8 protein-coding genes and 1 pseudogene are annotated in these 9,620 nt (G+C 73.7%); 7 read left to right on the plus strand and 2 right to left on the minus strand.

Translation table 11 applies throughout. The features are described from left to right. Window positions 1-65 precede the first annotated feature (65 nt). Entirely contained in the window at window positions 66-1,766 is a 1,701-nt protein-coding gene (locus tag RM780_RS27140; protein WP_311633561.1) for an ABC transporter family substrate-binding protein, read from the minus strand. A 429-nt stretch (window positions 1,767-2,195) separates the two neighbouring features. Here RM780_RS27140 and RM780_RS27145 point away from each other — a divergent pair, with 429 nt between their 5' ends. The 7 genes and pseudogenes from RM780_RS27145 (at window position 2,196) to RM780_RS27175 (ending at window position 8,091) form a co-directional block, all read left to right on the plus strand. Beyond that, entirely contained in the window at window positions 2,196-2,768 is a 573-nt protein-coding gene (locus RM780_RS27145; protein ID WP_311633562.1) for a DUF2617 family protein, read from the plus strand. After that, window positions 2,765-3,517 (plus strand): annotated as a pseudogene (locus RM780_RS27150) (spermidine synthase); the annotation flags it as partial. The gene RM780_RS27145 and the pseudogene RM780_RS27150, both read left to right, overlap by 4 nt. Before the next feature lie 85 nt (window positions 3,518-3,602). After that, the gene (locus RM780_RS27155) at window positions 3,603-5,069 is read left to right on the plus strand and encodes an SRPBCC domain-containing protein (RefSeq protein WP_311633563.1); all 1,467 of its coding nucleotides are present in this window, start codon (window positions 3,603-3,605) and stop codon (window positions 5,067-5,069) included. Window positions 5,070-5,116: 47 nt separating this feature from the next. After that, the gene (locus tag RM780_RS27160; RefSeq protein ID WP_311633564.1) at window positions 5,117-5,932 is read left to right on the plus strand and encodes an aldose epimerase family protein; all 816 of its coding nucleotides are present in this window, start codon (window positions 5,117-5,119) and stop codon (window positions 5,930-5,932) included. Between the two features lie 23 nt (window positions 5,933-5,955). After that, window positions 5,956-6,486, plus strand: coding sequence for an orotate phosphoribosyltransferase (gene pyrE, locus RM780_RS27165; protein WP_311633565.1), 531 nt, complete (start codon window positions 5,956-5,958; stop codon window positions 6,484-6,486). A 144-nt stretch (window positions 6,487-6,630) separates the two neighbouring features. Then, window positions 6,631-7,653, plus strand: coding sequence for a class II fructose-bisphosphate aldolase (fbaA, locus tag RM780_RS27170; protein ID WP_311633566.1), 1,023 nt, complete (start codon window positions 6,631-6,633; stop codon window positions 7,651-7,653). A gap of 24 nt (window positions 7,654-7,677) precedes the next feature. Beyond that, entirely contained in the window at window positions 7,678-8,091 is a 414-nt protein-coding gene (locus tag RM780_RS27175) for a DUF3151 domain-containing protein (protein WP_311633567.1), read from the plus strand. A gap of 90 nt (window positions 8,092-8,181) precedes the next feature. On the opposite strand, the gene RM780_RS27180 is transcribed toward RM780_RS27175, so the two are convergent. Next, the gene (locus RM780_RS27180; protein ID WP_311633568.1) at window positions 8,182-8,895 is read right to left on the minus strand and encodes a class F sortase; all 714 of its coding nucleotides are present in this window, start codon (window positions 8,893-8,895) and stop codon (window positions 8,182-8,184) included. Window positions 8,896-9,620: the final 725 nt, after the last annotated feature.

The raw sequence follows: 9,620 nt of genomic DNA on the forward strand, positions 1-9,620 counted from the left end.
GGGTTGGTGCGCTCCCCCGGCCCCGCCTGGCCGCGCGGCAGCCGCGCGGGTGGCTCAGCCGGCCGTCAGGAGGCCCGTGTCCACTCAGGAAGGTTCCACACGATCCCGTTCTGGGAGGGGTTGTTGACGATGTTCTGCACGTCCGGGTTCCAGGCCACGATGCCGGGGTGCTGGTAGAGCGGGATGGTGACCATGTCCTCCCACAGCATCGCCTCGATCTCGCCGGTGATGGCGTCGGCCTCGGTCAGGTCGGAGGTCCGCAGCACCTCGTCGAGCAGGGCGTCAAGATCCGGGTTGGAGTAGCAGCCGTTGTTGTTGCCCTTGCCGTCCGGGGTGCACTCGTTGACGGACCGGTAGGTGGAGTTCCAGCCGGAGCGGTCGGGGGAGCCGGACCAGGCGAACATCGCGACGTCGAAGTTGTTCTCCGGCAGCGCGCTGTCGAAGAAGTCGGCGGCGGGCTCGAACTCCACGTTGAAACCGGCCTCGTTGCAGGCCGCGACGATCAGGTTGCCGGCGTCGTTGCGGCGCTGGTTGTCCAGCGTGCCCAGGCGGACCGTGGTGCCGACGGCGTCCTCGGCCTCCAGGATCTCTCGGGCGCGGTCGATGTCCTGCTCGCCGAACTCCTCCAGCGAGGCGGAGGACGCCTCGACAGCCGTCTGGTACGCCTCCTGGTCCCACGGGACGACGTTGCGCACGTCCTTGACCACGGCGTCGGGGACGACCGGGCGGATGAGGTTCTCGACCAGCGTCTCGCGCGGCACGCACAGGGCGAACGCCTGCCGCAGCGGCAGCGAGTCGGCGAAGGGGCCCTCGTTGAAGTTGAAGTCCAGGTGCTCGTAGGTGTTTTCCTCGGCCACGCTGGATTCGATGCCGGGGGAGGCATCCGCGATCTGCTGGGCGATGTCCACCGTCGGCTGCGGCTCGATGACGTCCACATCGCCGTTCTGGAGGGCGGCTATCTGCTCCTCCTCCGGGATCTGGCGGATGACGATGCGGTCGACTCCGGGCGCCTCGCCCCAGTAGTCGGGGTTGGCCGAGAGCGTCACCGACTGCTCGGGCACGTAGTCGGTGATCATGAACGGCCCCGAGGACGGGATCAGTTCGGGGTCGGGCAGCCCACCGCTCAGCGTCCAGCCCTCGTTGTAGAAGGCTGCGGCGTCCTCGAGCGGCGCCGGGTCCTCGCCCTGAAGGGCCGTCAGGAACTCCTCCGAGGTCAGCCCGCCCTGCTCGGCCACCACGTGGGCGGGGAGCATCGTCGTGTTGCCGTGGCTGGGGCCGTTGAACTGCCAGTCGGCGAAGGGCGTGTCGTACGCCAGTTGGAAGGTGCGGTCGCCGGGCGCGCACTCGGGGCGCGCGGTGTCCTCGACGCCGTCGGTGCCGATGGCGGAGAACAGGCCATCGAAGGCACCGGACTGGGCCGTCCACCACAGCAGGATGTCGTCGCAGTCGATCGCCTCGCCGTCCGACCAGACGGCCTCCTCGTTGATCGTGTACTCGACCGTCAGCGGGTCCTCGGAGACCTGCTCGAAGGTGCCGAAGGTCTCGTCACGGACCAGGTCGCCGTCCTCGTTGCCGAAGTACCAGAAGCCGGAGAGGACCCATTCGGTGACCTGTCCGTTGGCGACCGTATTGGCGCTGGCCGTGGTGTTGTTGTACGCCGTGAAGGGCTGCGCCATGCCGTAGGTGATGGTGGTTTCGTCCCCGCCACCCTCCTCGCCGTCGTCGCCGCTGCCGCCGCAGGCCGCGAGGAGGAGGGTGCCTCCCACTACGGCTGCCGCGAGTCTTGCCCGTTTGCCAATTCGCTTCATGGGTTGAGGGCCTTCCCGCAGGAGGTTCACATCGAGGTGTGAAGTTGCCGAGAGCTTCCTCAGAAGCGGGTGGGCGAACAAGGGCGCACGGATGGTCGTTGTGCACCCGAGATGTGAAGAACGCCATGCCGTTACCAGCATTTCGGTTCATTCCGGTGCAATAGGGTCCGTTCTCTCGGAGTCTCCGCGCGTTGACTCGCCTTTTCGTTCGCGATGCGCGCGTGCGATTGGGAACACCTGACCCACCGTGTCCCCGAGGGGATGGAAACCTGACGAAGTTGGGTAAAAACGCTGTGGCGGCGGCGTGTTACGTGATTCGGTGGTCCCGATGTCTGCCGGAGGGCCGGTTCGCACCACCCTCACCTGCCCGCATGCGGGAGCCGACCCATGCTCACCACGATTCACACCGCCTTCACCGACACCCGGGCCCATGACCTGGCCTGGGCCCTGGGCCGGGAGCCGCTCCCGTCCCTCGCCACCCTCGACCTCGACATGGCCGGGGCGCGCGTGCAGTTGCGCGTGCTGGGCGCCTCGCACCAGGTGCTCCTGGAGAGCCGGGAGGGGACCTGTTCCGAGACCGTGGCCTGTATGCCCGACAGCAATACCCCCCTTCCCCTGGGCGTGTCCAAACGGCTGGGCAATTTCGAGTACGAGTTCGCCGCCCGCGTCGAGAGCCTGAGCGCCGGGTCGTTCGCGGGCCGCGCGCAGGAGTTGCTGGCCCTGGTGGCGGAGCACCCCCACGGCCTGGCGGGCCTCTTCCCCGGCGATCCCAACGCGTTCACGGCGCTGTTGGCCCAGCGCAGGGGCGGGCAGGTGCACTGGCGGACCTGGCACGCCTATCCCCAGGAGGGCCGGCTGGTCGCGACGCGGACCCGCGTCGGGGACGCCGGGGTGGCCGTGGATTCCACTCCTGTGGGTGACAAGGCGAATCCAAGGTGTGACGTAACGTTCGGTTCATGATCGACACGCCGGAGAGTTCGACTGCCGGGCACCCGGCCGCCCCCGTGCTGCCGGTCCCCGCCGGGATCGGGCGGTTCCTCGTGCTGGTCGTCGTCTTCTTCTGCGCCGCCTGCGGCCTCGTCTACGAGCTCGAACTCATCGCCCTGGCCGACTACATGGTCGGCGACACCGTCACCCACACCTCCATCGTGCTCTCCTCGATGGTCTTCGCCATGGGCCTCGGCTCGCTGGGCGCGAAGCGGCTGCGGGCCCGCGCCTCGGTCAACTTCGGTGTGGTGGAGGCGCTTCTGGCCCTCATCGGCGGCTGCTCGGCGACCGCGCTCTACGGCTGCTTCGTGTGGCTGGGCGAGGCCAGGCCGCTGCTCGTCCTCTTCTCCCTGGCGATGGGCGCGCTCATCGGGGCCGAGATGCCGCTGCTGATGACGCTCATCCAGCGCATCCGCGAGCAGGACCCCGGCCGCGCGGTCGCGGACCTCTCCGCGGCGGACTACGTCGGCGCGCTCCTCGGCGGGCTCGCCTTCCCCTTTCTCCTGCTCCCGCTGCTCGGGCGGCTCAACGCGGCGCTGTTCACCGGCGTGGTCAACGCCCTGGCCGGCGCCCTCGTCGTCCTCTGGCTCTTCCGGCACGACCTCTCCCGGCGCACCCGCCGCCGCCTCGCCGCGCTCAACGCCGCGGTGGTCGTTCTCCTCCTGGCCTGCTCCGCGGTGGTCGGCCCGCTGGAGCGCGCCGCGGCGCACCCGGCGACGGGACCCCCGGCCGCGTGCGTCCGCCCTGTGCCCCACGCCATGCCGCTTGCACTGCCTTATGCGCCCCCCAGTGGGTAGGCTCCGCGCCATGGAGCACGAGGTCTTCCTGCCCTGTCCCGCCGGCGCGGTGCGCGCCGCGCTCGGCACGCTCGCCGACCCGGAGCGCCTCGCCCGCTGCGTCCCCGGCCTGCAACTCGACGCGGACCCCTCCGGGGCGGCGGCGGTCGGCAGGCTGAAGCTGCGCATCGGCTCCTCCTCGATCACCTACCGCGGCACGCTGACGCTCACCGAGCGCGGCGAGGGCGTGGACGTCCAGGCGGAGGGCACGGAGGCCCGCGGCACGGGCACGGCGAGCGTCCTGCTCAGCCTCGTCCCCCGCCCCGTGGAGGACGGCTCCGGCACGACCCTCTCCTTCAGCGGCACAATCGGGGCCAAGGGCCGCCTCACGGACTTCGACCCGGCACAACGGGAGACGGCGGGCCGCCGCTTGCTGGATCGTTTCGCTGCGGCTCTGGGCGACGTCCTAGGGGCGGACGATCCTGGACCGGACACGGCTGCCGCCGGGCGTTCGGCTGCCGCCCGGCCCTCGGCTGACGCCGGGGGCGCGTACGCGGCTGACGCCGCGGCGGAGAGTGAGTCCGGGCTCGATGAGCCCGGAGCCGCCGAGGCTGCGCCCGGCCAGGCCGCGCCGCCGGCTGATGTCGGGCCCGACCGCACGGATGGACACGCGGCTGGCGCCGGGACTGTCCGGGACGAGTCGGAGTCTTCGGCTGACGCGGCGGCGGTTCGGGACGCGCTCGACTCTTCGGCTGATGCCGGTTCGGGACTTGAAGGCGGGCTCGGTGAGTCCGAGTCGCCTGCGAGCGGGGACACGTCCGGGGCTTCGGCTGACGGCGCGGACGGGCTCGGTGAGTCCGAGTCGGCCGGGGCCGCGTCCCGCTTGGCGGTGCCGGATGCTGACGCTGCGGCGGAGCCCGCCGAAGGGCCGCCTGCGGCAGAGGCCGGGGCTGACGCCACGGCGGGGTCGGCTGTGGCCGGGGCCGAGCCCGGCGCCGACGCTGGTCCGGGGCGTGCCGACGCCGCTGAGCCGGCCCGGGCCGAGTCTGTCGACGGGCCCGCGGGCGTCGGTGGTCGGGAAGCGTGTGCGGATGAGGAGGACGTGCCGGTGGTGGGAGGGATCGGGGGGCCCGAGGACAATGAGCCGGTGATTCCCGGGATTCCGGCGGCGCCGGAGGAGCGGGGCGGGGCGGGGGTGGAGATTCCCGCGCCGGCGATCGATCCCGAGGAGGAGGCCGTCGCCGAGGCCGCCGGCGTCACGGCCGGTCCGCCCGAGCCGGAGGCGGACTTCGCCCGGCGCACGATGATCGGCCGCAGCGCCGAGGAGGTGGACCACGCCCCCCCGCGGGGCCGGTACGCCCCCGCGCCCGCGCCCGGCAGCGTTCCCGACCCGGCCTCCACGCTGCGCTGGGCCGCGCCCACCGCCGCCCTGGCCGTGGCCTCCGCCCTGGTCCTCACCCGCACCCTCCGCCGCCGCGCCCGCCGCCGCCGTTCCTGAACAGGGTCGATGGGATTTTCGTACCGGCGGTGACTATCGTCGGGGGCGTGAGCCTGAACGACACCGAGCGCGCCGTCCTGCTCCGCGCGGGCGACGCCGAGCTGACCCTGCGCCCCGACCAGGGCGGCCGGATCTCCTCGCTGCGCGTGCGCGGCGACGAGCTGCTGCGGCAGGGCGAGCGCTACGGGTCCTTCGTGATGGCCCCCTGGTGCGGGCGCCTGGGTTACGGCCGTTTCCGCAACGGCGGCCGGATGGTCCAGGTCCCCACGGACCCGGGGCCGCACGCCCTCCACGGCACCGTCCGGCGCCGCCCCTGGCGCACCGTCACCGCGACCACCGCCTCCGCCGTGCTCGACCACGCCCTCACCGGCCCCTGGCCGTACGCCGGAACGGTCACCCAGGAGGCCGAACTGGCCGAGAGCGGCGGCTCGCTGACGTTGCGCCTTGGCGTGGAGACGGCCGGCGACTCGTTCCCCGCCCAGGCGGGCTGGCACCCGTGGTTCCTGCGGCGCCTGACCCCGGGCGGCGAGGGCGTGCGCGTGGACTTCGCCGCCGACTGGCAGGAGGAGCGCGGCCCGGACCACCTGCCCACCGGGCGGCGGATCGACCCGCTCCCCGGCCCGTGGGACGACTGCTTCGGGATGAACGACGGGGTGCGGGTCACCCTGACCTGGCCCGGCCGCCTGGAGCTGACCGTCACCGCCCGCACGACCTGGTGCGTGATCTACGACGAGCAGGAGGAGGCCGTCTGCGTCGAGCCGCAGTCCGGCCCGCCCAACGGCCTGGTCACGCACCCGCGCCTGGTCACGCCCCTGGAGCCGCTGGAGATCACCACCACCTGGGCCTGGCGTCCGCTCTCCTGAGGCGCGGCGTAGGGTCGGGGGCCATGAGCGCGCGCGAGACCCTGCTGCGGCAGATCAAGGAGAAGGCCGTGGTGCACGGCCGGGTGGTGCTGTCCTCGGGCCGGGAGGCCGACTGGTACGTCGACCTGCGCCGGATCACGCTGGACGGCGAGGCCGCCCCCCTGGTCGGCGAGGTGCTGCTGGATCTCACGGCGGACCTGGACTACGAGGCGGTCGGCGGCCTGACGCTCGGCGCGGACCCGGTGGCGGCGGCCATGCTGCACGCCGCGGCGGCGCGCGGGCGGCGGCTGGACGCGTTCGTGGTGCGCAAGGCCGGGAAGGCGCACGGGCTCCAGCGCCGCGTCGAGGGGCCGGACGTGGCCGGGCGCCGGGTGCTGGCCGTGGAGGACACCTCGACGACGGGCGGCTCGGTGCTCACCGCCGTGGAGGCGCTGCGCGAGGCCGGGGCCGAGGTCGTGGCGGTGGCGGTGATCGTGGAGCGGGGGGCGGCGCCGGCCGTGGAGAGCGCCGGGCTGCCCTACCGTTCCGTGTTCACGGCGGAGGACCTGGGCTGAACGTCCGGGCCGGCCGGGTCGGGCCCGCGCGGGCCGCGCCGCCGAGGCGCCCCTGACCGGGCCGGGGCGGTCTGGGAGGATATTCGGGCAGTCGCACCCGACCCTCGCGCATGACCCTGACTTCTGACCCCAAGGAGCGCACAGATGCCCATCGCGACCCCCGAGGTCTACAACGAGATGCTCGACCGGGCGAAGGCGGGCAAGTTCGCCTACCCGGCCATCAACGTCACCTCCACGCAGACCCTGCACGCCGCGCTGCGCGGCTTCGCCGAGGCGGAGAGCGACGGGATCGTCCAGATCTCCACCGGCGGCGCGGAGTTCCTGGGCGGGCAGTACAGCAAGGACATGGTCTCCGGCGCCACCGCGCTGGCCGAGTTCGCGCACGTGGTCGCCCGCAAGTACCCGGTGAACATCGCCCTGCACACCGACCACTGCCCCAAGGACAAGCTCGACGGCTACGTCCGCCCGCTGATCGCCCTTTCCGCCGACCGCGTCGCCCGCGGCGAGAACCCGCTCTTCCAGTCGCACATGTGGGACGGCTCGGCCGAGACGCTGAAGGACAACCTGGAGATCGCCGAGGAGCTGCTGGCCCAGGCCGCTGCCGCGAAGATCATCCTGGAGGTGGAGATCACCCCCACCGGCGGCGAGGAGGACGGCGTCTCGCACGAGATCAACGACGAGCTGTACACCACCCCGGAGGACGCGCTGCGCACCGCCGAGGCCCTGGGCCTGGGCGAGAAGGGCCGGTACCTGCTGGCCGCCTCGTTCGGCAACGTCCACGGCGTGTACAAGCCGGGCAACGTCGTCCTGCGGCCCGAGCTGCTGAAGGACCTGCAGGACGGGGTGGCCGCGAAGTACGGCAAGGCCGCGCCCTTCGACTTCGTCTTCCACGGCGGCTCCGGCTCCAGCCAGGAGGAGATCGCCACCGCGCTGGCCAACGGCGTCGTCAAGATGAACCTCGACACCGACACCCAGTACGCCTTCACCCGCCCGATCGCGGCGCACATGTTCACGCACTACGACGGCGTGCTGAAGGTGGACGGCGAGGTCGGCGCGAAGAAGTACTACGACCCGCGTAGCTGGGGCAAGCTCGCCGAGGCGGGCATGGCCGAGCGCGTGACCCAGGCGTGCGCCGACCTGCGGTCCACCGGCACGAAGCTCAAGTAGGGCCGAGGCGGCAGACTGGACACCATGGCCATGCACGAGAACCTCCTCGGGGGCCCGCCCCCGACCCACCTGCCCGACGACCCCGAGCCCCGCGCGCTGCTGGCCGCGGGCACGGCTCCGGCCGAGGTCGCGGCGAAGTACCCGGCGTCCTCGCTGGCGTGGGCCCAGCTCGCGGACGACGCCTTCGCCGAGGGCCGGACCGTCGAGTCCTACGCCTACGCCCGCACCGGCTACCACCGCGGCCTGGACGCGCTGCGGCGCAGCGGCTGGCGCGGCCAGGGCCCCATCCCGTTCGAGCACGAGCCGAACCGCGGCTTCCTGCGCGCGCTGCACGCGCTGGCGCGGGCCGCGCAGGCCATCGGCGAGCAGGAGGAGTACGAGCGCTGCACGCGGTTCCTCCGCGACAGCTCCCCCACGGCGGCCGACACGCTGTCCTGACCCCCGCGGCCTGACCCTCACCGCGCGAGCGCCCCGCCGTTGCCACGGCGGGGCGTCTCGCGTTGCGCTCTCGCGTTCCGGCGGCGGCATTCAGGGGGTGGCGGCGCCGGAGCCGGTGAGGCGGGCGTAGGCCACGATGTTGGAGTCGTAGCCGCCGTCCTGGGTCCACGCGCCGCCGCAGGTGATCAGCCGCAGTTGCGGCGTGTCCACGGAGCCGTAGACCCGCTGGTCGGGGAATTCGCTCTTCGGGTACTGCTCCACCGAGTCCACCGTGAAGACGGCGCGCTGCCCGTCGGCCCGGTCGATCTCGATGTTCTCGCCGGGCCGCAGCGAGCCGAGGCCGGCGAACGCGGCCGGGCCGTCGTAGGTGTCCAGGTGCCCGACGAGGATGGCCGCGCCGCGCTCGCCGGGCGCGACGCCGCCCGCGTACCAGGCGGCCCGCAGCGCGTCCTGCTCGGACGGCGAGGGCGGCCCGCCGTCCGGCGCGAGGTCCGCACCGAACACCTCCACGTCCGTGGCGAGCTGCGGGATGCGCACCCGGATGGGGTCGGCCCGGGGCATCGGGGGGGCGACGACGGAGGAGGGCTGGCCGGACATCGAGGGGTCGAGGTTCGCCGTGGACCCGGAGTCGGGGGCGGCGCCCGGGGCGTCCACGGCTCCCGGGCGCGAGACGCCCTCGGCGATGCTGCTGGAGGAACGGGCCTCCCGCACGCCGTCGCCCGCGTCCGGGGCCCAGACCCCCGCCGCCACGCCGATCGTCACGGCCACGGCTGCGGCCACGGCCTCCAGCCGGCGGCTGCGCACGCTGAGCCGCTGATGCCGGGTCCTCGGCCCGGTGTGCCGCCACGCCCGCACCCGCTCCCGCCCCTGCGGCAACCGCAACCACCGCGCGACGGCCCCACCCGCGCGAATGGCTGCCCGCCGGGGGGCACCGGCGATGCGTGCGCACCGCCGCGCCGCGCGCTGTCTCAACGGCGGGCGCCCCCCGCCCGCGCGCTTCCGCGCGCCCCGGCGGCGGCCCGCGCCTGCGCCGGCGGCGGGCTCCGGGCCGAGCAGGGCATCCACGGCGGCGGGCGGACGCGCGGTGTCCTCGGCGTCCGGCGAGGACGGCCGGGCCCGTCCGGTCGTTTCACGCGAAACATGCGCGGACGACGGCGCGTCGTCCCGCCGCGCCCACCGCGGCGGTCGGCGCCCTTCCGGCCCCTGCACCGCCGCGTTCCCGCCCCCGGCGCCGTCCTGACCGGAGGTCCCTGCCGGGCTCGCGCCCGGAGGGGTGTCGCCCTGGGCGGGGCGAACGCCCGTGGCCGCCGGGGTGCCGTCCGAGTCCGGACGGCCCGGCGCGGGGCTCGGGCCCGTGGCCTCCCGGTCGGGGGCCGGTTTCGTGGTGCCGCTTGCAGCGGCGTCGCGTGAGCGCGCCGGGGTGGCGTTCCGGGCCGGACGGCCGGGCGTGGAGTCGTGGTGCGTGGGGCGTGGGTCCGTCGCCTCGTGGGCCGGGGGTTGTGCGGCGTTTACGCCCCCGGCGGTGTGGG

This window comes from Streptomyces boetiae (assembly GCF_031845405.1).
In the GTDB taxonomy this organism is placed as follows: domain Bacteria; phylum Actinomycetota; class Actinomycetes; order Streptomycetales; family Streptomycetaceae; genus Streptomyces; species Streptomyces boetiae.